The sequence below is a fragment of the Croceicoccus hydrothermalis genome (assembly GCF_022378335.1).
GTDB lineage: Bacteria > Pseudomonadota > Alphaproteobacteria > Sphingomonadales > Sphingomonadaceae > Croceicoccus > Croceicoccus hydrothermalis.
Genome location: NZ_JAIQCI010000003.1, coordinates 213,236 through 237,464, shown reverse-complemented (window position 1 = coordinate 237,464; position 24,229 = coordinate 213,236). Strand labels below are relative to the sequence as shown.

General features: G+C 67.1%; 16 protein-coding genes and 1 pseudogene. 10 read left to right on the top strand and 7 right to left on the bottom strand.

What is annotated here, in order from left to right; translation table 11 throughout:
* The first annotated feature begins 31 nt into the window (after window positions 1–31).
* The 9 genes from K4G67_RS03210 (at window position 32) to K4G67_RS03170 (ending at window position 14,166) form a co-directional block, all read left to right on the top strand.
* Entirely contained in the window at window positions 32–1,573 is a 1,542-nt protein-coding gene (locus K4G67_RS03210; RefSeq protein ID WP_239804944.1) for a flavin-containing monooxygenase, read from the top strand.
* Window positions 1,570–2,388, top strand: a complete 819-nt coding sequence (locus K4G67_RS03205) for an SDR family NAD(P)-dependent oxidoreductase (protein WP_239804943.1) — start codon at window positions 1,570–1,572, stop codon at window positions 2,386–2,388. The genes K4G67_RS03210 and K4G67_RS03205 overlap by 4 nt, the downstream gene beginning before the upstream one ends.
* Before the next feature lie 2 nt (window positions 2,389–2,390).
* A complete protein-coding gene (locus K4G67_RS03200; protein WP_239804942.1) occupies window positions 2,391–3,347 on the top strand; it encodes an alpha/beta fold hydrolase in 957 nt (318 codons plus the stop codon).
* A gap of 62 nt (window positions 3,348–3,409) precedes the next feature.
* The gene (locus tag K4G67_RS03195; RefSeq protein ID WP_239804941.1) at window positions 3,410–5,050 is read left to right on the top strand and encodes a long-chain-fatty-acid--CoA ligase; all 1,641 of its coding nucleotides are present in this window, start codon (window positions 3,410–3,412) and stop codon (window positions 5,048–5,050) included.
* A 390-nt stretch (window positions 5,051–5,440) separates the two neighbouring features.
* Window positions 5,441–6,217 (top strand): ATP-binding cassette domain-containing protein, encoded by a 777-nt coding sequence (locus K4G67_RS03190; protein WP_239804940.1) that lies wholly within the window; start codon window positions 5,441–5,443, stop codon window positions 6,215–6,217.
* 5 nt (window positions 6,218–6,222) lie between these two features.
* Window positions 6,223–7,767 carry an ABC transporter permease/substrate-binding protein gene (locus tag K4G67_RS03185; RefSeq protein WP_239804939.1) on the top strand — a complete coding sequence of 515 codons (1,545 nt, stop codon included), beginning with the start codon at window positions 6,223–6,225 and terminating at the stop codon, window positions 7,765–7,767.
* A 206-nt stretch (window positions 7,768–7,973) separates the two neighbouring features.
* Complete coding sequence (locus tag K4G67_RS03180; protein ID WP_239804938.1) at window positions 7,974–8,699, top strand: Crp/Fnr family transcriptional regulator; 726 nt, start codon at window positions 7,974–7,976, stop codon at window positions 8,697–8,699.
* 62 nt (window positions 8,700–8,761) lie between these two features.
* Window positions 8,762–13,189 (top strand): chemotaxis protein CheB, encoded by a 4,428-nt coding sequence (locus K4G67_RS03175; RefSeq protein ID WP_239804937.1) that lies wholly within the window; start codon window positions 8,762–8,764, stop codon window positions 13,187–13,189.
* A complete protein-coding gene (locus K4G67_RS03170) occupies window positions 13,186–14,166 on the top strand; it encodes a chemotaxis protein CheB (RefSeq protein ID WP_239804936.1) in 981 nt (326 codons plus the stop codon). Before K4G67_RS03175 ends, K4G67_RS03170 begins: the two co-directional genes overlap by 4 nt.
* 40 nt (window positions 14,167–14,206) lie before the next feature.
* Here K4G67_RS03170 and K4G67_RS03165 read toward each other — a convergent pair whose 3' ends face one another.
* Window positions 14,207–15,136, bottom strand: a complete 930-nt coding sequence (locus tag K4G67_RS03165) for an isopenicillin N synthase family dioxygenase (RefSeq protein WP_239804935.1) — start codon at window positions 15,134–15,136, stop codon at window positions 14,207–14,209.
* A gap of 11 nt (window positions 15,137–15,147) precedes the next feature.
* Window positions 15,148–16,482: a NupC/NupG family nucleoside CNT transporter gene (locus tag K4G67_RS03160; RefSeq protein ID WP_239804934.1), complete on the bottom strand. Its 1,335-nt coding sequence runs from the start codon at window positions 16,480–16,482 to the stop codon at window positions 15,148–15,150.
* 143 nt (window positions 16,483–16,625) lie between these two features.
* On the opposite strand from K4G67_RS03160, the pseudogene K4G67_RS17645 reads away from it, so the two are divergent.
* Window positions 16,626–17,042, top strand: a pseudogene (locus tag K4G67_RS17645) (phosphatase PAP2 family protein); the annotation flags it as partial.
* A 44-nt stretch (window positions 17,043–17,086) separates the two neighbouring features.
* On the opposite strand, the gene K4G67_RS03150 reads toward K4G67_RS17645, so the two are convergent.
* From K4G67_RS03150 to K4G67_RS03130, 5 genes are all read right to left on the bottom strand, one after another.
* Window positions 17,087–20,542, bottom strand: a complete 3,456-nt coding sequence (locus K4G67_RS03150) for a hydantoinase B/oxoprolinase family protein (protein WP_239804933.1) — start codon at window positions 20,540–20,542, stop codon at window positions 17,087–17,089.
* Between the two features lie 67 nt (window positions 20,543–20,609).
* Window positions 20,610–21,335 carry a Crp/Fnr family transcriptional regulator gene (locus K4G67_RS03145; protein WP_239804932.1) on the bottom strand — a complete coding sequence of 242 codons (726 nt, stop codon included), beginning with the start codon at window positions 21,333–21,335 and terminating at the stop codon, window positions 20,610–20,612.
* Window positions 21,336–21,393: 58 nt separating this feature from the next.
* On the bottom strand, window positions 21,394–22,170 hold the full coding sequence (locus tag K4G67_RS03140) for an ABC transporter ATP-binding protein (RefSeq protein WP_239804931.1): 777 nt from the start codon (window positions 22,168–22,170) through the stop codon (window positions 21,394–21,396).
* Window positions 22,167–23,144, bottom strand: coding sequence for a FecCD family ABC transporter permease (locus K4G67_RS03135; protein WP_239804930.1), 978 nt, complete (start codon window positions 23,142–23,144; stop codon window positions 22,167–22,169). Before K4G67_RS03135 ends, K4G67_RS03140 begins: the two co-directional genes overlap by 4 nt.
* Entirely contained in the window at window positions 23,141–23,995 is an 855-nt protein-coding gene (locus tag K4G67_RS03130) for an ABC transporter substrate-binding protein (RefSeq protein ID WP_239805092.1), read from the bottom strand. Before K4G67_RS03130 ends, K4G67_RS03135 begins: the two co-directional genes overlap by 4 nt.
* Window positions 23,996–24,229: the final 234 nt, after the last annotated feature.

Sequence of the window (24,229 nt, the reverse complement as noted above, 5' to 3'; positions counted from 1 at the left end):
ACATCGGCGTACCGAGTTTTCAAACAGGGGCATGACCGCTGTTCCCCCGACGCCTCGCGACGATGGCCGGCCCGATGGGGCCGACCGCGGCGTGCAGTCCGGTGGGGAGACGTGCGAAATGCTCGACGTGCTGATCGTGGGCGGGGGTCTTTCGGGGATCAGCGCGGCCCATGCGCTCATCACCCAATGTCCACGCAGCCGCTGGGCGATCTTCGAATCGCGCGACACGATCGGCGGCACGTGGGATCTGTTCCGCTATCCGGGCATCCGGTCCGATTCCGACATGACGACGCTGGGCTTCCCCTTTCGCCCGTGGCGCGGCGACAAGGCGATCGCCAACGGGGCGGATATTCTGGACTATATCCGCGACACCGCGCGCGAATATGACATCGACCGCAAAGTCCGCTTTGGCCACCGCGTCATCGCCGCCGAATGGTCGGGCGCCACCGCCCGCTGGCAGGTGACATATGAAACGGAGGCGGGGGCGGGGCGCATCGAATGCCGGTTCCTGTTCCTGTGCGCCGGGTATTATGATTACGAAGAGGCGCATCGGCCGCAGTTCGAAGGCGAGGACCGCTTCGCAGGCGAAATCGTGCACCCGCAGTTCTGGCCCGAGGATATCAGGGTCGAGGGCCGCCGTTTCGTGGTCATCGGGTCAGGCGCGACGGCGGTGACGATGGTGCCAGCCCTGGCGCAGCGGGGGGCGCGGCGGGTCACCATGCTGCAACGCTCGCCGGGCTATATCGTGTCGCTGCCCTCGCGCGACCGGGTCGGGGCGATGCTGCGCCGGGTGTTTCCGCAAAAACTGGCCGATTTCCTCATTCGATGGAAGAATATCGGGCTGTCGACGTTCTTCTACAATTTCGCGCGCAAACGCCCCGATGCGATGCGCCGCCGGGTCAAGGCGATGCAGCGCGACGCGCTCCGCCCCGATTTCGATATCGAGCGGCATTTCACCCCCGATTACGACCCCTGGGATCAGCGGCTGTGCCTCGTGCCCGATGGCGATCTGTTCGAGGCGCTGAATGCCGGGACCGCCGATATCGTGACGGACGAGATCGCGCGTTTCGATGCCGATGGCATCGTGCTGACATCCGGCGGGCATGTGCCGGCCGACGTGATCGTGACCGCGACGGGGCTCAAGCTCAAGGTGATGGGCGGCATGGCGATTGCCGTCGACGGGGAGGAGGTGACCCCCGGATCGCGGCTCGTCTACAAGGGCGCGATGCTGGACCGGGTGCCCAATTTCGCCTTTGCGGTGGGCTATACCAATGCGTCGTGGACACTGAAATGCGACCTGACCGCGCGGCTGGTGGCGCGATTGCTCAACCACATGGACAGCACGGGGGCGGATTTCGTGCAGCCCGTCGCGGGGCCGGACGATGCGTCGGACGAACCGATGCTCGACCTGCAATCGGGCTATCTGCAACGTTCGGCGGGGATACTCCCGCGGCAGGGGCGCCGGCCGCCCTGGCGCGTGGAGCAGAACTATTTTCGCGACCTTCGCGCCTTCCGCAAGGGGAAGCCGCGCGATGGCGTATTGCAATATGGCAAGGCGAGGGATCAGGCATGAGCAGGTCCATGAATCTGGACGGAAAGATCGCCGTCATCACCGGTGCGGGCGGCGGGATCGGCCGGGCGCTGGCCCGCTCGCTGGCGCGGCGGGGGTGCAATGTCGCGCTGTGCGATGTGGACGAGGCGGGATTGGCCGAAACGGCGCGGCTCGTCGGCAATGGGGTGCAGAATTCGGTCCATGTGCTCGACGTGTCGGACAGGGACGCGGTGGCCGCGCTTCCCGATGCGGTGATCGCGGCGCATGGCGCGGTCGACATCGTGGTCAACAATGCGGGCATCGCGCTAGGCGGTGGTTTTGGCGAGATCAGCACGGCGCAGTTCGACCGGGTGATGGCGGTCAATTTCGACGGGGTGGTGTCGATGACGCGCGCGTTCCTGCCGCATCTTGAACAACGGACGCAGGCGCGGATCGTCAACCTGTCGAGCCTGTTCGGCCTGATCGCGCCGCCGGGGCAGAGCGCCTATGCCGCGTCGAAATTCGCCGTGCGCGGTTTTTCCGAAGCCTTGCGTAACGAGCTTGAGGCAGCAGGCTCGCCCGTCGGCGTGACGGTGTTGCATCCCGGCGGCGTGCGCACCAATATCGCGGCCAATGCAACCATCGGCGAGGGGGTCGACCCCGAAACGCGGGAAAAGCACAAGCGCAAGTTCGAAAAGGCGCTCGTCATGGATCCGGCGGAGGCGGGCGAAATCATCGCGCGCGGGATAGAAGCGCAGCGTCCGCGCGTTCTCGTTGGGAAGGACGCGAAAATCGTGTCCGTGATCGAACGCATCATGCCGGTGGGATACTGGCGCCTGCTGGGACGGAGATTGTAATCATGAGTTTTATGAGACGCATGGCCACGCTGGCCGCGAGCGGCGCCGCGCTGGGCGGGCTGGGGCTTGTCGGGTTCACCGCGCTGACCGCGCGCAAGGCGGAACAGATGGTGCCGCGCGACGGGCGCTTTCTCCGCGTGAACGATGCGCGCATTCACTATGTCGACATGGGTTCCGGCCCGCCGATCGTGATGATCCACGGCCTTTACGGACAGATGCGCAACCTCACCTATGCGCTGGCCGAACGGCTGGTGAAGGATCACCGCGTCATCGTGATCGACCGGCCGGGATGCGGCTATTCCACGTGGACCGGGGCTGAGGACAAGGGGCTGCGCGCGCAGGCCGCCATCATCGCGCAGGTGATCGCCGCGCTCGATCTCGACCGGCCGCTGGTGGTGGGGCATTCGATGGGCGGGGCGGTGTCGCTCGCGCTCGCGCTCCACGCGCCGGACGCGGTGGGCGGGCTGGCCCTGCTGGCCCCGCTGACGCAGCCGGTGGACGAGCCGGGCGTGTTCGCCAATCTCGCCATTCCCTCGCCTGCAAAACGCGAGGCGGTGGCGTGGACGCTGGCGACGCCGATGTCGCTGCGCCGGGCGGAGGAGCAGCAGCGCTTCGTCTTTTCCCCCGATACGCCGCCCGCCGATTTCGCGACGCGGGGCGGCGGGGCACTGGCCCTGCGTCCCTCCGCCTTTCGCGCGGCGTCGTCCGACCTGTGTCATGCGAAGGACGACATGGAGGCGATTTCTCCGCGCTATGGCGAGATCATGATGCCGGTGGGCATCTTGTTCGGGGAGGGCGACACGCTGCTCGACCCGATGGTCCACGGAACGCGCACCGCCGATGCGCTCCCCAATGGCGAGCTGACCGTGATCGAGGGCGGGCACATGATCCCCGTGACCTGGCCGGACAAGACCGCGCAATGGGTGCTGTCCCAGGCGAAGCGCATTTCGCGCGAATGATTGAAAAGGCGGGACCGGGCGCATGAAAACACCCGGACCGCGTGTGAGAGGAGAATGAACCAATGGCGCTGCGCTATGCCAGCCGGGCGGACGAGGCCTATGATTTTCCGCTGACGATCGGGCATCTGCTCGATGCGGCGCTGGCGACCTCCGCCGATCAGGAGATCGTCTATCGCGACCGGCTCACCATGACCTATCGCGACCTGCGCGGGCGGATCGGCCGGCTCGCCCGCGTGTTGTCCGACCATGGCGCGGGCGAGGGGACGACCGTCGCCGTCATGGACTGGGACAGCCACCGTTACCTGGAGGCGTATTTCGCGGTGCCGATGATGGGCGCGGTGCTGATGACGGCGAACGTGCGCCTGCCCACCGCGCAGATTCAGTACACGCTGAACCACGCGAAAACTGAGATTATCGTGGTCCACCGCGATTTCCTGCCCCTGCTCGACGCGGTGCGCGATACGCTCACCGGCGTGAAGGCGATCATCGTCATCGAGGAGGACGAGGAAAGCGCCGGCGCGGCCCTGCCCGAATATGCGGCGGGCGAATATGAGGCGCTGCTTTCGCAGGTGGAGGAGCCATTCCCGTTCCGCCCCATCGACGAAAACGCGATCGCCACCACCTTCTACACCACCGGGACCACCGGCGATCCCAAGGGCGTGGAATATTCGCATCGGCAGATCGTCCTGCTCACCCTTGCATCCAACGCGCCGTTCGGGACGACGCGCCGGCCCGGTTTCGGCATCAACGATGTCTACATGCCGTTGACGCCGATGTTCCACGTGCATGCCTGGTGCCTGCCCTATGTCGCGACGATGATCGGGGTAAAGCAGGTATATCCGGGGAAATACGAGCCCGACATGATCTGCCGCCTGCGCCGCGACCATGGCGTGACCTTCAGCCATTGCGTGCCCACCATCCTGCAGATGGTGCTGGGCGCAGCGGCGGAGAGCGAGGTCGATCTCGCCGGCTGGACCATGATCATCGGCGGCAGCGCACTGACCGAGGCGACGTGGAAGGACGCGACCGCGCGCGGCATGAACGTCAATGTGGGCTACGGCATGTCGGAAACCGGCCCGATGCTGACGCAGTCGCGGGCCGCGCAATACAGGGATGAGAGCGAGCCGCTCGACCCGCATGTGATGACCATGGCGGGCGTGACGGTGCCGTTGGTGTCGGCCCGCGTCGTGGACGAGGACATGAACGACGTGCCCCATGACGGCGTGGCGCGCGGCGAGCTGGTCGTGCGGGCGCCCTGGCTGACGCAGGGGTATGTCGGCAATGCCGATGCCTCCGCGCAATTGTGGCGGGGCGGGTGGATGCACACGCAGGACATCGCCACCATCGATGCCGAGGGGCGGGTGCAGATCCGCGACCGGTTGAAGGACGTGATCAAGAGCGGCGGCGAATGGATCCCCTCGCTCGAGATCGAGGATCTCATCGCGGGGACCAGGGGCGTGGCGGAAGTGGCCGTGATCGGCGTGCCCGATCCGCACTGGGGCGAAAGGCCGGCGGCGGTGATCGTCGCCAGTGGCGATGCGACCCCCACGCTCGAAACGGTGAACGAACCGCTGCAACAGGCGATCGCGGAGGGCCGGCTCAGCCGCTATGCCGCGATCGAGCGGATGGAACTGCGCGATGCATTGCCGCGCACCAGCGTCGGCAAGATCGACAAGAAACGCATCCGCGCCGACATATCCTGAGCGAAGAGGGCCGCGCGCCGGGCGGCCCGCTTCGCCTTGTCGTGGCGGGGTGAAAACGATTCCGGCATGGCCGGGTTGCGCCGGGCCGTATTCTGTCGGTGCGCGATAGGACCAACCTTGCGATTTTGCCTGGCCCCCCGGCCTCCCGCTGGCGTTCCTCGCAATCGTGCCCGCAACCATCATCTTGGCATCGAGGCGGCACGCGGCCCCGGTGACGACGCCCCGCCTGGCCGACCGGGCGCATGAATTTGCCTTTTCTGTTCGAACATAAGCAGGACGACGCCGGGCCATGATCCGTCCGCGTGCCGGGCGATACGCGCGCGATGCGGGGCCGACCGGCGCGCTTAGCCCGCGCTTGCACGATGCGGCGCGCTGCGCGAAGGGTGGGGCATGACCGAACCTTCTCCCCGGCTGTCCCTGCGCGGTGTCACGGTTGCCTATGATGGGCATCGCGCGCTCAGCGATGTCGATGTGTCGGTGGGGCGGGGCGAATTTCTGGCGCTGGTCGGGCCGTCGGGCTCGGGCAAGACCACGCTGCTCAAGACCGTGAACCGGCTCGTGGAATGCGATGCGGGCGCGGTGTTCATCGACGGTGCGCCGGTACAGGACCGGTCGGCGGCGGATCTGCGCCGTTCCATCGGCTATGTGTTTCAGGATATCGGCCTGTTTCCACACATGACGGTCGCGCAGAACATCTGGCTGGTGCCCGCCTTGACGGGGGCGGAACGGGCCGGACGCGATGCGCGGGTGGCGCAATTGCTCGACATGGTGGCGCTGCCGCGCGAACTGGCCGGGCGGATGGCGACGCAGCTTTCGGGCGGACAGGCGCAGCGGGTCGGCTTTGCCCGCGCGCTCGCCGCAGAGCCGCAAACCGTGTTGATGGACGAACCGTTCGGAGCGCTCGACCCGGTGACGCGCGGCGATCTTGGCCGGGCCTATCGCGCGCTGCACGACACGATGGGGCTGACCACGGTTATGGTCACGCATGACATGGGGGAGGCGATGCTGCTGTCCGACCGGATCGCGGTGATGCGGGGCGGGCGGATCGCGGCATGCGGGACGCCGGCGGAGCTGCTGTCGATGCGGGATGACGAAACCGTGGGCGGCCTGCTCGCCGAACCGTTGCGGCAGGCGGAACGGCTGCTCGCCATGCGGGGCGAGGGGTGATGGCCATGTCCGCGCCCCTGTCCCGCGCGCTCGCCGACCTGCCCGACCTGTTGCAGGCGCATCTGGTGCTCAGCCTCGCGGCGATCGCGCTGGCGGTGGGGATCGGGTTGCCGCTCGCCATTGCGGCGTCGCATGCCCCGCGGCTGCGCGCGCCGGTGCTGGCCATTGTCGGGGTGTTTCAGACGATCCCCGGCCTGGCGCTCCTCGCGCTGTTTTATCCCGCGCTCGTGCTGCTTGGCCGGGCGACGGGGTGGGCGGTTCCGGCGCTGGGGTTCCTGCCGGCGCTTCTTGCGCTGTCGATCTATGCGATGCTTCCGATCGTGCGTAATGCGGTGACGGCGATTGCCGGGCTGGACCCCGTCCTGCGGCAGGCCGCCGACGGCATCGGCATGACCGCGCGGCAAAGGTTGCTGCGCGTGGAATTGCCGCTGGGCGCGCCGGTGATCCTTGCCGGCCTGCGGACCGCGGCGGTGTGGACCATCGGGACCGCGACGCTGGCGACCACGGTGGGGCAGCCAAGTCTCGGCGATCTGATATTCTCCGGGCTGCAGACGGAAAACTGGGTCCGGGTGCTGGTCGGGTGCGGCGCGGCGGCGGTGCTGGCGCTGGTGACCGATGCGCTGCTCGGCCTGATCGAACGGGGGATCGCGCGCCGATCGAAGGCCATGGTGCTGAGCGGGATCGGCGCGCTGCTTTTCGCGGTGCTGCTGGCGTTCGTGCCGCTTTCGGGCGGGTATGGGGACGCGGACCGGCCCGCCTATGTCGTGGGGGCGAAGAATTTCAGCGAGCAATACATCCTCGCCGCGCTGCTCGAACGGCGGCTGGAGGCGGCGGGGATGCGCGTGGAGCGGCGCGACAACCTGGGCTCCGCGATCGCCTATCGCGCCGTGGCGGCGGGCGATATCGATGTCTATGTCGATTATACCGGCACGCTGTGGGCCAATGTCCTGAACCGGAACGACAATCCCGACCGCAAGACGATGATGCGCGCCCTTTCGCGCGGGTTGATGGCGCGTGATGGCGTGCGCGTGCTGGGCTCGCTCGGTTTCGAAAATGCCTATGCCTTCGCCATGCCGGCGGCGCGGGCGCGGGCTTTGAACATCGCCGATCTGGACGATCTTGCAGCCAAGGCGCCGGAGCTGACGCTGGGCAGCGATCTCGAATTCCTGAGCCGGCCCGAATGGCGCGCGGTCGAAGGCGCCTACGGCATGCGGTTCGGCGGCAGCACAGCCTACAGTCCGACCTTCATGTATCGCGCCGTGGCGAACGGGCGCGCCGACGTGATCTCCGCCTTTTCGTCCGACGGGCGCATCGCCGCACTCGATCTCGTGACGCTTGCCGATCCGCGCGGGGCGTTGCCGCGTTACGATGCGGTGATCCTCCTTTCGCCAAGGGCGGCGGACGATGCCGCACTGGTGCGCGCGCTGCGCCCGCTCATCGGGGCCATATCGATCGCGCGCATGCGGGAGGCCAATCTCGCCGTCGACCGCGAGGAGAATGCCATCGATCCCGCAGCCGCCGCTGCGGCCCTCGATGCCGATCTTCGGTGAAGCGGCGGGCGGTGTATGACGCTCTCGCGTCCAATACTTGATCTTGATTAAGTAGCGGAATGGTTTTTCAGCGGGGTCTTGCTTTTTTCATTGTAATTAGTTAACAATGCCAATTGCTTATGAACAGCCAAACGAACGTTGAAACCGCGCCGAATGTCTCGGCGGATGTTTGCTCAGTTGCGGGCTCCGATTCGTTTGCGCGCCGATTGCTGCCGTTCGAGCGTCGTCTCCGGCTCGCTGATTTCGACGATCTCGAGATGACGCAGCGGGTCATCGGTTCCGACCGCCCGATCTGGGCGGAGGAGGACAGCGGCAACAATTTCTATGTCCTGCAAAGCGGTTTTGCCTATAGTTTCACGCTTCTGCCCGACGGTCGCCGCTATATCAGCGATATTTTCGGACCGGGCGCGATCTGCAACTGGACGCGGCCGCGGCAACCCTCGTTTCCGGCCAATATCCTGTTCAAGGCACGCAGCGTGCTGGGCGTGCTGCCGACCGATCGCCTCATCGCGAAGTTCGGCGCGGTGCCCGGCATCGAGAACGCGATCGTGCGCCACGAACACATGCGCGCCCTGCGCTCGTCGCAGCGGACCCGCACGCTGGTCGTGGGGCAGTCGGCGGACAGGTTGCTTCATCTACTGATCGATCTTGCCGACGAATTGTCGGTGACGGGCGGCGATTGCAAATCGATTCCCGTCCCTTTGACGCAGCGGGAGATCGCGGACATGCTGGGCATGTCGCCGGTGCATCTCAACCGCACGATACAAAGCCTGCGGCAGGAACGCCGGATCGTGCGCTATCGCCGCACCTACACGATCTGCGATCCGCAGCGGGAGAAGGAATTGCTGGGGTATCGCTCCTTTCGGCGTATCGTCGGGGGGGGCGGCACCGGTGCCGCCGTGTCGGCACGTCAAAAGGCGAAAGCAGGATAGGCTCCGCGACGGAGTGGGCAGGGGGGTAGCATGACGAACAGGGACTGGCGGACGCACGTCCGATGAGCCGGAAAACGGCGCAAGCGGTTCGTCCTGTGGTTGCCGTGGGCGCCTCTGCCGGAGGGGTGGAGGCATTGAAGGAATTCGTCTCCTTCCTTCCCGGCGAAATTGGCGCAAGCTTCGTGATCCTGCAGCATGTGGCCCCCGATCAGGACAGCCGCATGACCGAAATCCTGGAGCGGGTCAGCCGGCTTCCGGTGGAGCAGGCCCTGCCCGACACCCGCATGATGCCGGGCCATATCTATGTCCTGCAGCCCGACAATTACCTCACGATCGAAGACGGCATCCTGCGTGTCGAGATGCCGATGGATGCGCGCGGCCTGCGTCTGCCGATCGACCGTTTCATGGACTCGCTGGCGCGGGGCGTGGGGCGTGACGCGGTCGGCATAATCCTGTCCGGAACGGGGAAGGACGGCACCGAAGGGCTTGCCAGGATCAAGGGCGCGGGCGGGCTCACCTTTGCGCAGACGCCCGACACCGCGCTTTACGGCGGGATGCCGGAATCGGCGATTGCGGCAAGGGTCGTGGACCGGGTCGGCACGCTCGGCGAACTGGTCGAGGCGGTCGCGGATCTCTCCCGCAGGATGGACGATACGCCGGATGGCAGCCTCTATTCCCGCCGCGACATGGCGGTGCTCGTCGGCTTGCTGAAGGCGCGGCTCGGCCATGATTTCAGCGCTTACAAGCGAGGCACGATCGAGCGCCGGATGCGGCGGCGCATGAACCTGCTTCGGTTCGATGCCTTGCCGGATTACATCGAACATTTGCGCGGCAATGCGGATGAATTGCTCCGCCTGTTCGATGACATGCTGATCAATGTGACGGGATTCTTTCGCGATCCCGCGGTGTGGCCCGCGGTCGTGGACAAGGCGATCCGCCCGATGATCGAAGGCCACGACCCCGCCAACGGCCCGGTCCGGGTGTGGATTCCCGCCTGCTCCACGGGGGAGGAGGCCTATACCGTCGCGATGCTGATCGACGAGACCTGTCGTGCGCTCGGCAGCACGGCCGAGTGGCAGATTTTTGCGAGCGACCTCGACAAGGACGCGCTCGCGCACGGGCGGGAGGCGCTCTACCGCGAAAATGCCGTCGCCGACATCGGGGAGGAACGGCTCGAACGGTATTTCACGCGGGAGGCCGATGGCTGGCGCGTGGACAAGCGCCTGTGCGAGCGGGTCGTGTTTGCGCAGCAGAACGTGCTCACCGATCCACCTTTTTCCCGGCTCAACCTCATCAGCTGCCGCAACCTGCTGATCTATCTCGACACCAGCCATCAGCAGGAATTGATACAGCGGCTGCATTTCGCGCTGGTCGAGAATGGCGTGCTCGTGCTCGGCACGTCGGAGACGACGAACGGGCGTTCGCGGCAATTCCGCGCCATCGATACCAAGGCGCATATCTACCGCCGCCTGCCGGGCCGGTCGCAGAATATTCCCGAATCCATGCGCGAAAGGCGGGACAGCTCGGTCGTGGTGCCGCTCAACGGGCGGGGCCATGCGTTCGATCGCCGGCACGACCTGTCGGAACGCGTGCGGCGGTCGCTGCTCGAACGCTATGCCCCGGCGACGGTTGCGCTCCACGCCGATGGGCAGATCGCCTATTTCCAAGGCCCGGTGCGCCGCTTCATCGACCAGCCCGAAGGCGAGCCGCGCAACAATATCTACGACATGATACCCGGCGCGCTGCGCAGCCGCGTTCGCGAGGCGGTCGGCGCCGTCGCAAAGGGCGGCGAACCGTCCCATCGTCCGGTGCGGGTCCGCCTGCCCGACCGCGATGCCGAAGTCTGTGTCGAATGCGAGATGATGGAGGATGGTCAGGAGAAGCTCTTCCTCGTCAGCTTTATCGAAAGCGATCCGGTCGGCGCCCATGCGGACGAGGAGACGGAGGTTCAGCGCGAAACTTCGGACCGGTTCGAATATGAACTCGCCATCGTGCGCGAGGATCTCCAGACCACGGTGGAGGAGCTGGAAACCTCGAACGAGGAGCTGAAAGCCAGCAATGAGGAGGCGGTCGCCGCCAATGAGGAGCTGCAATCCACGAACGAGGAGCTGGAAACCAGCCGCGAGGAGCTTCAATCGCTCAACGAAGAGCTGATCACCGTCAACAATCAGCTCGAAGAGAAGATCGGCGAGGTCGAGAAGACCTCCGACGACATGCGCAATCTGCTCACCAGCACGCGCCTGCCCGTCTTGTTCCTCGACCCGGAATTCAGGATCAGCGGATTTACGCCCGCGATCCACGAAATCGTGGAATTGCGCGACAGCGACATCGGCCGCCCGGTCACCGAAATGGCCTTTCGCGTCTCGGACGAATGCCTCATCCCCGACATTCGCCGCACGCTGCGCGATCTCGCCCCGGTGCACGCCGAAATCGAAAGCCAGGACAACCGCACGTTCCAACGCCGGATACAGCCCTATCGCACGTCGAACGAACGCATTCACGGCGTGGTCGTCACCTTCAACGACATCACCGAACAGGCCGAGACGCAGGCCCAGTTGCAGCAGCGCGAACGCCAGCAGCGGATCATCGCCGAGCTGGGTCAGACCGCGCTCGCGGCGCGCGACCTTTCGGGCTTTTTCAACGAGATGTGCGCATCGCTGCGGTTTGCGATGGATTGCGACTATGCCAAGGTTCTGCGCCTCAACCGCGATACGGACCGGCTCGATCTCGTCGCGGGGGCGGGGTGGAAGGAAGGGCTGGTCGGCAATGCGTCGGTGGATACCGGCGTGGCGAGCCAGGGCGGCTATACGCTCAAGACCGAGAGCGCCGTGCTGGTCGCCGATTTCGCGCGCGAACGCCGGTTCGATCCGCCGCCGCTGCTCGTATCGCATGGCGTGACCTCGGGGATCAGCTGCCTCATCCAGGTGGGCGGCACGCCGTGGGGCGTGATCGGCCTGCACGACCGCGACGCGGACGTCTTCGACAATGTCGACCTGTCTATCCTGCAGGCCGCGGCCAATGTCGCGGGCGCCACCATCATGCAGATCGAGCGCGAAATGAACATGATGCGCGAACGGCTGATGCTGTCGCTCGCGATTCGCAGCGCCGACATGGGCGTGTGGAGCTACGATCCCCAGGATGGCGAGGCGGTGTGGGACGAAAGCCTGCGCGACATGATCGGCCGCGCCGATCAGAAGGAGCGCCCCACGGCGGATCAGTTCATCGCGATGATCGTGGAGGAGGACCGCGAGCGGGTGTCCGAAGCGCTGAACCGGACGATCGCGGAGGGTGCCCCCTTTGACGAGGAATTCAAGTTCAGGCGGCCGGACGGGCGCGTCATCTGGTTGTCGGGTCGGGGCGAACGGCTGATCGAGAACGGGCGCACGACCGTGCTGGGCGTGAATGCCGATATCACTGCGCGCAAGCAGAACGAGGAACAGAGCCGCTTCATCATGCGGGAGCTCGATCACCGGGTGAAGAATGTCCTCGCGATCATCCTGTCCATTGCGAAGATCACCGGGCGCGGCGCCGCGGATTTCGACAGCTTCCTGTCCGGCTTTGAAAAGCGGCTTCAGGCGATGGCCCGCACGCATAGCCTCCTGGCCGAGGCGCGCTGGCAGGGGGCCAATCTCAAATCGCTGATCGAGGATGAGCTTGCCCATTCGGCAAACCGGGAAAACGTGCGCATCGCCGGACCCCGCGTGGCGATTTCCGCGGTGGCGGCGCAGGCGTTTTCGATGGCACTGCACGAATTGTGTACCAATGCGCTCAAATACGGGTCGCTGTCCGTGCCCGACGGGGCGTTGAGCGTGGAATGGCATATCGAGGAGAAAGGCGACGATGGCGCGCGCCTGTTCTTCCGCTGGCAGGAAAGCAACGGGCCGCCGGTCAAGGCGCCCGACCATCGCGGTTTCGGCTCGACCGTGATCGAGCGCATCCTGCGGGCGCAGCTCAGCGCGGAACCGCAGATCCGTTACGAGGTCGAGGGATTGCGGCTGGAATGCACCATGCCGATGGACCGGCTCGTCGGGTCCGTTCCGGCGACGGCGGAGGCACGACGGCCAGCGCTGCCGCAGGCCGATCTGAGCCCGCTTCGCGGCAAGCATGTCATGGTGGTCGACGACGAATGGCTCGTCGCCGAGCAGCATGGGCAGACGCTCGTCAGCGCCGGTGCCAAGGTGGTCGGCCCGGTCCACAGCATCGCCGAGGCGCGCAAGATCCTCGCGAGCGGCGCGGAGCTCGATTTCGCGCTGCTCGATTACAATATCGGCGGGACGTCGATCGAACCGGTGCTGCGCGAATTGAAGGAGCGGGGCGTGCCGACCATGATCGTTTCGGGCTATGGCTCCGATCTCGAAATCGACCGGCACGATGACGCCATCACCTTTCTGGCAAAGCCTGTTTCGCCGGCGATCATGCTGAACCGGATTGCCGGCATGATGCGCGGCGAAGGGGCGGCAACACCCGGCGGGGGCGGGGAACGGGCATGACGACACGGCGCAATATCATCGGGATCGGGGGCAGCGCGGGCGGTTTGCCGGCGGTCATCGACCTGTTGAAACATTTCGAACCGGTCCGACCGGCGATCGTGCTGCTGGTCCTGCACCGGGTGAACGAAACCGGGCATCTGGTGGAGATATTGCGCCGTTCCACCAGCCTGCGCGTGTGCGAACCGCACGATGGCGAACCGCTGCGCGACAATTGCCTGTATATCGCGCCGCCCGATGAACATCTGCTGCTGGGCGAGGGGCATCTCCATTTGCGCCGCGGTCCGCGCGAAAACAATTTCCGCCCTGCGATCGACCCGATGTTCCGGTCGCTCGCCGTGCTCGCGGGCGCGCGGGCGACGGGGGTCATCCTGTCGGGCTATCTCGACGACGGGGCGGCGGGCGCGCGCGCGATCGTGGCGGCGGGCGGCCATGTCATGGTGCAGGACCCGGCGAGTGCGGCCTCCCCCGACATGCCCCACGCCGCGATCAGCGCCGTGGGCGAGCCGGAAAACATCGCGCCGCCAGCGGCGCTCGGCCGGGCGCTGTCGCGGGCGGTGGGCGCCGCGGCGGGGCCGGACGGCACGGTCAGCGAAGCGGTGAAACTGGAGCTTATGGTCGCAGGATTGGAGCGTGCGAGCATGACCACCGAGGATCGTTTGGGCGAATTGTCGCCCTATAACTGCCCGGACTGCAATGGCGTCCTGTGGCAGATCGAGGACGGGCCGCTGGTCCGGTTCCGCTGTCACACGGGGCACGCCTATTCGAGCGCGTCCCTCGATGCGCGGCAGGAGGAAATGCTGGAGCGCAGCCTCTACGATTCGCTGCGGTCGCTGCGCGAGAAGGCGCGGCTTTTGCGCGACATGGCGGGGCGCGATCCGGCCTCGGCCGACCGATTGTGCCGGCGCGCGGACGATTACGACCGCGATGGCGACCATGTCGAGGCGATGATCCTCGCGCGGCAGAAACGCGCGGCCTGACCCGGCTTTCGCCCGATCCCGACCCTGCCGCGGATCGGCCTCAGGCCAGGTTGATCTCGCGCAGACGCTGCATCAGGAAATCATGCGCGGTGATCGGCTCGTATTTTTCGGGGTGCTGGGCATCCACGCAGTTTTCGAGCGTGCGGATCGTGAAATCGGGCCTGAAATGCAGGAAGAACGGCATGGAATAGCGCGAGCGCCGCGCCGCGTCACCGACCGGGTTGCGCACCTGGTGAATGGTGGAGCGCAGGCGGTCGTTGGTGAGGCGCGAAAGCATGTCCCCGATATTCACGGCCAGCGCGCCCGGCGGCGGCGACACGGGAATCCATTCCTCGTCGCGCGACAAAAGCTCCAGCCCGGCCTCTTCCGCGCCCAGCAGCAGCGTGATCGTGTTGATGTCGCCATGCGGCGCGGCGCGCACCGCCCCCTCCGAATCGTCGATGGGCGGATAATGCAGCAGGCGCATGACCGAATTGCCATGCTCCACCGTCGCATCGAACCAGTCGGCAGGCAGGTCCAGATGCAGCGCGATCGCGCTCAATATCCGGCGCCCGGCGATTTCGAATGCGTCGTAAAGCGTTTCGAAAATGTCGCGAAACTCTTCGATTTCCGCCGGCCAGACATTGGCGGGCATGAATTCCTCGAGCGGATCGCCATCGGGCAACGTGCGCCCCACGTGCCAGAATTCCTTGAGATCGGTAATCGACGCGCCTTTCGCGCGCTCCGTCCGGAACGGGGTGTAGCCGCGCGCCCCGCCGCCGCCTTCGATGAAATAGGCGCGCTTCGTATCCTCCGGCAGGGCGAAGAAGGCGCGGCTCGCCTCCTCGGCGCGGGTGATGAGCGCCTGATCGATGCCGTGGTCGGTGACGATGGCGAACCCGTATTGGGCGAAACTCTGCCCCAGCTTCTGCGCAAGCTGCTCCGCCGGTTCGTTGAGCGAGGCGGTGGCGATGGTCGAAAGATCGTTCATGACAAAACCCGTCAGTATGGAAGGAGCAGCCCGGCCAGTGCCGCGCTCATCAGATTGGCCAGCGAGCCCGCCGCCAGCGCCCGCAGGCCGAGCCGCGCGATCACCGGACGCTGGTTCGGGGCGAGCCCGCCCGTCACCGCCATCTGGATCGCGATGGAGGAGAAATTGGCAAAGCCGCACAGCGAGAAGGTGACGATGGCGCGGCTGCGTTCCGACAGCGCCGCCGGTCCCAGATTGCCGAGGTCGATGAAGGCGACGAATTCGTTCAATACGATCTTCGTCCCGAACAGACCGCCGGCGATGCGCGCCTCGTCCCACGGAATGCCGAGGAGATACATGAACGGGGCAAAGACATAGCCGATGATGCGCTGAAAACTAAGCCCCTCAAGCCCGACGAGATCGCCAAGGCTGCTCAATATCCCGTTGGCCAGCGCGACGAGCGCCACGAAGGCGAGGACCATCGCACCGACCGCCACGGCAAGCTTCACGCCCGTCTGCGCACCCTGTGCCGCGGCCATGATGACATTGGCGGGCTTTTCCTCGTCATGGGCGGCCTCGGCGATTTCGGCATCGCGCAGGCTGCGATCCTCGGGCAGGAGCGCGGCGGGGCCTTCGCCGCTGACCCTGTTGGCGGGAAGGTCGGGATAGCCCTCCGCCGCGGCCGATGCGACGCGTTCGTCGGGCATGATGATCTTGGCCATGAGGATACCGCCCGGCGCCGACATGAACGCCGCGGCGAGCAGGAAGGGGAGATACTCCTCCCCCAGCAAACCGGCATAGGCGGCGAGGATCGTGCCCGCCACGCCCGCCATGCCCACGCACATCAGCGTGAAGATCCGGCTCGGCGCGAGCGCGGCGAGATAGGGCCGCACCACCAGCGGACTTTCCGATTGCCCGACGAAGATATTGGCCGCAGCGCCGAGCGCCTCGACCCGGCTGACGCCCGTGATCCACGCGATGGCGCCCCCGACCCAGCGGATCACGACCTGCATGATCCCGAGATAATAGAGGATCGAGACCAGCGAGGCGAAGAAGATGATGACCGTCAGCGCCGCGATGGCAAAGCTGTTGCCGCCGATCGCGGGGTCGGCGAGCGGGCCGAAGATGAATGCCGTACCCTCGCCTGCATAGGCGAGCAGTTGCGACACGCCGCGCGACATGCCCGCGATGACCGCCGCGCCCCATGTCGTGCGCAGGACGAGCACCGCCATCAACGCCTGCAACGCAAAGGCGGCGGCGGTGATGCGAAGGCTGATGCCGCGCCGGTCGGTCGACAGCGCAAAGGCCAGGAGCAGGATGGCGGCAATGCCGGCAAGATTGATGAGCACGGAGCCTGTCGTTTCCATTCAACGCGGGGTGAGGACAACCGGCCTTAGCCGCGTTTCCCCCCGCCGAAAAGGCCAAGTGCGCGGGCGGCGGCGCATCTTGCATGCGGCGGGCGGAGGGATAGGGCATATCCGCCGGCGCGGCCCGGTGATAAGGCACGGCGATGACGGACCATCATGACAATTTCGAAAACGCGGCGCGGGACGGGGATCTGGGCGCGATCGCGCGTGCGGACCTTGCGATTGCCGACGCGGCGGAACCTTTGGCCGATCTCTGGCCGATCCGCGCGCTGGCCAAGGCGAGCGAGCTGGCCGATCAACCGCCGCTCGTCGCCGCGTCGCTGGCCGTGACGGTGGCGGGAATCGCCGCGCGCGACACGCGGCTCGCCCGGGCGGGGCTGCGGATGGTGGCGTCCCATGCGCTCGCCACGGGGCTGAAGACCGTGGCGAAGAACAATGTCGACCGCACCCGCCCGCGCAAGGTCGACGAGGATGGCGAACATGACGCGAAGCCGGGGCATAGCAAGGACGGCGATTACCGCTCGTTCCCATCCGGCCATACGGCGGGGGCGATTGCGGTGGCGCGTGCCGTGACCCGCGAATATCCGAACGGGGCAGGCGCCGCCTATACCGCGCCATCGCCCCCGCCATCGAGGCCGAAGGGCGCCACCGTGCGCCGCGACCCGACCAGCGTGGCGGCCATCGCCTCGCGCGCGCGGATGGCGCGGATCGCACCGTGCCCGCCGCGCCATTGGCCGGTGCCGCCCGATTCGGGGCGCATGGCAAACCGTTCGAGGATGACGGGGTAGCGCACCTCCAGGATTTCGGGATCGGTGATGCGCGTGTTGGTCATGTGGGTGTGGACGCAATCGGCGCCGTTAAAGCCCGGCCCCGCACCCGCCCCGCCGCAGATCGTTTCGTAATATTGGACCCTGTCATTGCCGAACAGGAAATTGTTCATCGTCCCTTGCGAACAGGCCGCCTTGCCCAGCGCGCCGAGCAGCGCATTGCACGCCGCCTGGCTGACCTCGGTATTGCCGGCCACGACGGCGGCCCCCGGTTCGGGCGACAGGAAGGAGCCGTGCGGGATCACGATGTCGAGCGGGCGCAGGCATCCTTCATTCAGCGGAAGATCGCCGCCGGCAAGACAGCGGAATGCATAGAGCACGACCGCCTGCGTCACCGCGCGCGGGGCGTTCATATTGCCCGCATGCTGCGCGCCGGTGCCGGTGAAATCCACGCGGGCGCCCCGCGTTTCGGCATCGATCTCGACCGAGACGCACAGCTTCGCGCCATCGTCCATCACATATTCGAAACGTCCGCCGTCGAGCCCGGCGATCACGCGGCGGATATGCTCCTCCCCATTGGCGATCGCAAAGCCCATATAGGCGGAGAGCACGTCCCAGCCATAGCGTTCGGCAAGGGCCGCAATCTCGCCGACGCCTGCATTATTGGCGGCGAGCTGCGCGCGGATGTCGGCGATATTGGTATCGGGATCGCGTGCCGGCCACTCCGCCCCGCAGAGCAGGTCGCGGAACGCATCCTCGCGAAATTCATCGCCCCGCACGATCAGGAAATTGTCGATCAGCACGCCTTCCTCGGCGATGCGGGCGGAATCGGGCGGGGTGGATCCGGGCGTCGTTCCGCCAATATCGGCATGGTGCCCGCGATTGGCGACAAAGCCCCGCAGCGTCGTCCCGTCACCATCGAACACCGGCGTCACCACGGTCACGTCGGGAAGATGGGTGCCGCCGTTGAACGGATCGTTGAGCACGATGCTGTCGCCGGGGCAAAGATCGTCGCCCCGCGCGCGCAGCACGCTCCGCACGCTTTCGCCCATGGCGCCCAGATGCACCGGCACATGCGGCGCATTGGCGATGAGCGCGCCCGTCGCATCGAACAGGGCGCAGGAGAAATCGAGCCGCTCCTTGATATTCACGCTGGTCGAGGTGTTGCGCAGGACCGCGCCCATCTGCTCCGGCACGCTGGTAAACAGGTTGTTGAACAGTTCCAGCATGACCGGATCGGCCCGGTCGGTCCGGGGCCGCGCGCGCTCCACCGGCACGGCGCGTGTCATCAAGATCTCGCCGCCGGGCAGCACGTCGGCTTGCCAGCCGGGTTCGACCATGGTGGTGGACGTGTTTTCGCGGATCAGCGCCGGCCCCGTCATGCGGTGGCCGGGGGTGAGGTGATCGCGGTCGTGCACCGATGCGCGGTGCATGGCGCCATCGGTGAAGATCTCGACCGCGCCCACCGGTTCGGGCCGGTGCGATCCCGTGCCCGTTTCACTCGGCGCCCGTGCCGGGCGGGGCAGGTCGGGGCCGGGCACCTTGCCCTCCACCATGAGGTCGGCGGCGACGATCGTGCGTTCGGGCGTGCAGAAACCGAAGCGCGCACGGTGCAGCCTTTCGAACTGCGCCTGCATCGCCTCGCGGCCCGCCATCGCCACGGGCAGGCCGGTATCGCTGCCCTCGTATCGGAGGCGCAGCGTGCGCGTGACCGTCACCGCATCGTCATGGCCCAGCTCGCCGTGGATCTCATGCTCCAGCCGGTCGGCGGCGGCGTCGATCTCGCCGCGCCTGTCGTCCGAGAACGGGATTTCGAGCGTGGTTTCGCGCGCCGCCGTCCGATCGGCCAGCCCGATGCCATAGGCCGACAGGACGCCCGCGAACGGGTGGATCAGGATACGCTCCATGCCCAGTGCGTCCGCCACCATGCAGGCGTGCTGCCCGCCCGCGCCGCCAAAGCAGTTCATGGTGAATTCGGTGGCGTCGTGCCCGCGTTCGAGCGCGACCCGCTTGATCGTGGCCGCCATATTGGCCGCCGCGATGCGCAGGAACCCTTCGGCGACCTCGTGCGCGGTGCGGCCATCGGCGATGTCCTCGCGCAAAGCCTCGAACTTTGCGGCCGCGGCAGCAATGTCGAGCGGTTCGTCGCCGTCGGGGCCGAAGATCGCCGGGAAATATTCGGGCCGCAACTTGCCGCACATTGCATTGGCGTCGGTGATGGTGAGCGGACCGCCCCGGCGATAGCAGGCCGGGCCGGGGTTCGCGCCCGCGCTGTCCGGACCCACGGTAAAGCGCGCCCCGTCATAGGCGAGGATGGAGCCGCCGCCCGCCGCGATGGTTTCGATGTCCATCATCGGCACGCGCATCGCGACGCCCGCGATCTCGGTATCGTAGGCGCGCTCGAATTCGCCGGCGTAAAGCGCCACGTCGGTCGATGTGCCGCCCATGTCGAAGCCGATGATGCGGTCCTCGCCAATGGCGGCGGCGGTGCGGACCGCGCCCACGACCCCGCCCGCCGGGCCGGACAGGATCGCATCCTTGCCATGAAAATCCGCCGCGGCCGCCGTGCCCCCGTCCGACCGCATGAAGGCGAGCGGCGTATCGCCAAGCTCGCTCTCCACCCGGCCGACGTAATCGCGCAGCACGGGCGACAGATACGCATCGACGACGCTGGTCTGTCCCCGCGCGACAAGCCCGATCAGGGCGGATACAGCATGGCTCGCCGACACCTGCGCAAAGCCTGCCTCCGCGGCGAGCGCGGCGATGCGGCGTTCGGTTTCGGGATATTTCCACGCATGGGCGAGCACGATGGCCACCGCCTCCAGCCCTTCTTCCCGGTGATGGGCGAGCCTTTGCCGCAAGGCGTCCTCGTCAAGCCGGGAGAGCGGTGCGCCGTCGGCATCGACGCGGCCCGCCACCTCCTCCACCGCTTCGTAAAGCGCGGCCGGTTTTTCGATGGCCAGCGCGAAGAGGTCGGGCCGGGCCTGATGCCCGATGCGCAGGAGATCGCCGAACCCTTCGTCGAGGATAAGCAGCGTGCGCGCGCCCTTGCGTTCGAGCAGGGCATTGGTCGCCACCGTCGTGCCCATGCGCACCGCATCGATCCGCTCGACCGGCAATGCCGCATCGAAGGGGAGGCCGAGAATCTTGCGAATGCCGGCGGTGGCGGCGTCGCGATAATGCTCCGGATTTTCGCTCAGCACCTTTGTCGTGTGCAGCGCGCCATCGGGATCGCGCGCGGCGATATCCGTGAACGTGCCGCCCCGGTCGATCCAGAATTGCCATTGGGCCATGGTGAAAACCTCGTGAGTTGAACGGCGTCGTTTTGTTGAAGGGGGCGCGGAGAGGCGGGATGCGGTCCTATCCCGCGCGGATGGCGAGCGCCTCCCGGTCGAGGATCGCGATTTCGCGCCGGGACGGAATGGCGATCAAACCCTCGTTCTTCATGCGGGTGAACTGGCGGCTGACCGTCTCGATGGTGAGGCCGAGCACGTCGGCGATCTGTTGCCGGGAGAGGGGAAGCGCGATCGTGACCGGCCCGGCGCCCGGGCCATCGTCGCCGGGTTCGGGCGCAATCCGCTCTGCCGTCTCGATCAAAAAGCTCGCCAGCTTCTGCTCCGCGTTCATGCGGCCCAGCAGCGTCATCCAGCGGCGCGTGCGGTCAAGCTCGGTCAGCGTGCGTTCGAGCAGCCTGTGCTCCAGCCGGGGATGGTCCCGCGCGAAACGGTCGAAATCCGCGCGCTGAAACACGCAGACCTGCACGGGGGTGAGCGCCTCCACGTCATAGGGCGTGCTCTGCCCGAAAGGCCGGCCCAGGAAATCGGACGCATAGGCAAGGCCGAGGATCTGCTCCTTGCCCTCCGCCGTCTGCGTCGACAGTTTCAGCACGCCGTCGATCACGTTCGCGACGAGGACCGCATCGTCGCCTTCCCACAACAGCGCCTCTCCCACAGCGAGCGTGCGCTGCCGCCCGATGGTGTTGAGCAGGCGGATCTCCTCATCGTCGAGATCGGCGCAGATCGCCCGGTTGCGCACCGAGCATGCCGCGCAGAAATTGTTCGGGCGACCGGAAATTATCGTGTCCATGCACGGCGAATAGGGATCGCGGACGCCGAGGCCAAGGAAAGATCGCCGCGACGGCGGATCACGATGGTCCCGCGATGTCGAGCCGCAGCGCGCGATCCCCCGTTTCCACGACCGCGGCGTCGATGAGGAAAACCTCGCGCAGGCGGCTGGCCGAAACCGTGGCTTGCGGGCTGCCATCGGCGACGAGGCATCCCTCGCTCATCCACAGCAGCCGGTCGGCATAGCGCAGTGCAAGGTCGAGATCGTGCACCACGGTGAGCACTGCCCGCCCCGCGCGCGCCATGTCGCGGAACAGCTGCATCGTCTGATGCTGATGCCGCGGGTCGAGCGCGGCGACAGGTTCGTCCGCGACGATGAGCGGGGTTTCCGCCGCGAGCGCACGGGCGAGGTGGGCCCGCGCCAGCTCCCCGCCCGAAAGCGTGTCGGCGGCGCGCTCCTCGAACCCTTGGAGATGGCAGGCGGCGAGCGCCCGCGCCACCGCGGCCCGGTCCTCCTGCGACAAGCGCCCCGGCGCCGCGCCAAAGGCGAACCGGCCCAGTGCCACGATATCGCCCACAGGCTGCGGCCAGACCAGCGGGCGGGCCTGCGGGAGATAGGCGATGCGGCGCGCGCGCGCCATTGGCGACAGCTTTGCGACCGGTGTGCCGTCGATGGTCGCCTCCCCGCCATCTGGCTTGAGCAGGCCGAGCGCGAGGCGCAGCAGCGTCGATTTTCCCGAACCGTTCGGCCCGATCAGCACGCTGAGCGTTCCGGGCTCCAGTGCGAAGCTCGCATCCTTCACCAGCGGCCTGTCGCCTGCGAGATAGCGCAGCCCATCTGCCCGAAGGAGCGTCATGCCAGCCGCCTGCGCGCCGCGATCCACACGAACACCGGCGCGCCAAAAAGCGATGCGACCACGCCCAGCTTCAGCTCCGCATCGGTGGGAAGCACGCGCACGCCAATATCCGCAATCACCAGCATCACCGCGCCGAGCAGCGCCGACGGCACGAGCAATCGCGCCGGATCATAGCGCAGGAACGGCCGCACGAGATGCGGCGCAACGATCCCGACGAACCCGATCGCGCCTGCCAGCGCCACCGCCGCCCCGGTGGCCAGCCCCGCGCCCAGAATCACGCACAGGCGTTGCCGCCCGAGGTCGAGACCGAGCCCCTCTGCCGCCTCGTCCCCCAATGCGAGCGCGGCCAGGCCCCGGCGCGACACCATCAATATGGCCGCACCGAGAGCCATGAACGGCGCGGCAAAGGCAAGGTCGGCAAGGCTGCGGTTGTCGACCGTGCCCAGCATCCAGTTCACCATGTCGGCAAGGCTGAACGGATTGGGCGCGAGATTCATCAACAATGCCATGACCGCCGCCGAAAAGCTGGACAATCCGACCCCGATGAGGATGAGCGTCACGACCGAACGCGTGACGATTGCCGCCGCCGCCACGACCATCGTCGCGAGCAGCGCGCCCCCCACCGCCGCGAGCGGCAGGACGAGCGGCCCCGCCGTCGCTAGCCCGAAATACAGCACGAAGGTCGCGAAAAGCGCCGCCGTCGCCGACACGCCGAGAATGCCCGGCTCGGCCAGCGGATTGCGCAGCAGCCCCTGCAGCGCGGCGCCGCTCATGCCGAGCGCCGCACCGACCATCGCGGCGGCCAGCGCGCGCGGCAACCGGATCTGCCACACCACCAGCCTGTCGCCCGCCGGACCTTGCCCGGCAAGCGCTGCGAGCACGCGCGAAAGTGGTAGGTCCACCGATCCCAGCAGCAGCGAAAGCAGCAACGCGCCCGCCAGCATGATCGCGAGAACGCCCGAAACGCGGCTCATCGCGGTGCCCTTTCGGCGCGGGCCAGCGCCTCGACCGCGTCGATCAGGAACCAGCCGCCACACGACGTCCATGCCCCGTCGAGCGGGACCACCGGCAATTCGCGCAATTGCGCCTGCGCGACCGGGTGGCGCGCCGCGCTCCAGCTGTCGACATGGTTCGTCGCGCTTTCGAAAAACGCCGCCGCGATGAGATCGGGGCGGTCATAGGCGAGCCGTTCGAGCGGGATCGGGTTCCAGCCGGGCCGATCCTGAAAATTCGAAAGCCCCGCGGCCCGCATCATTTCGTGGACCAGCGTGCCTTCGCCCGCGGTCACGCCCGCCGGGGTCATGTAAAGCGTGGCTTGGTCCGGTCCGCCCTGCTCCGCCACAGCCGCGAACCGCCGGTCCATCGCGGCGGCCACGGCGCGCGCGTCCTGTCCGTTGCCGAGGGCGCCGCCAATCCGCACGACCTCCTCCCGCACATCGGCGAGCGTTTCGGGAAAGCCGATCTGCACCACCGGCACGCCGGCCGTTTCCATGAAGGCCCCGACCGCCGGCCCGCCGCCATAGGACCGCACGACGAGATCGGGCCGCAACGCCAGCACGTCCGCCGTGCGCGGCCGCACCGTGGGAATGCCCGCGGCTTCGTGTCGCATATAGGAAAACCGTTCCCCGGCATCGGGCGAAAGCGCGAGTATGTCGTCCCGCTCCGCAAAGCGCAGGACATATTGATCGGCGCAATAATCGAGGCTGACGATCCGCCGGGGCGCCTCCGCATGCGCCACCGGGGCTTGCGCGTGCCGCTCCGCCGGGGCGCAGGCGAACAGCGGCAGGGCGAGCAATGACGCGCAAATGGCGCGAAACGCGATCATCGGCGACACCGCATGTTGGCGCAGGCCGCGTTCACGGTCAGGCGATCGCCGCGGCGTGCCGCAAAGGCGCCCGCGGGCAAGCGGGCGGCGACATGGCGGTACGCGGTACGGATGGGACGGGTGCGGTGCATGGCGAGCGTTCAAATCCCCGCCATGCGACGGTTCCGGCACCCGCATGGCCTGACATCGACATATGGCCATGCCGGCGATCCATGGGCGAATCACCGGCACCGA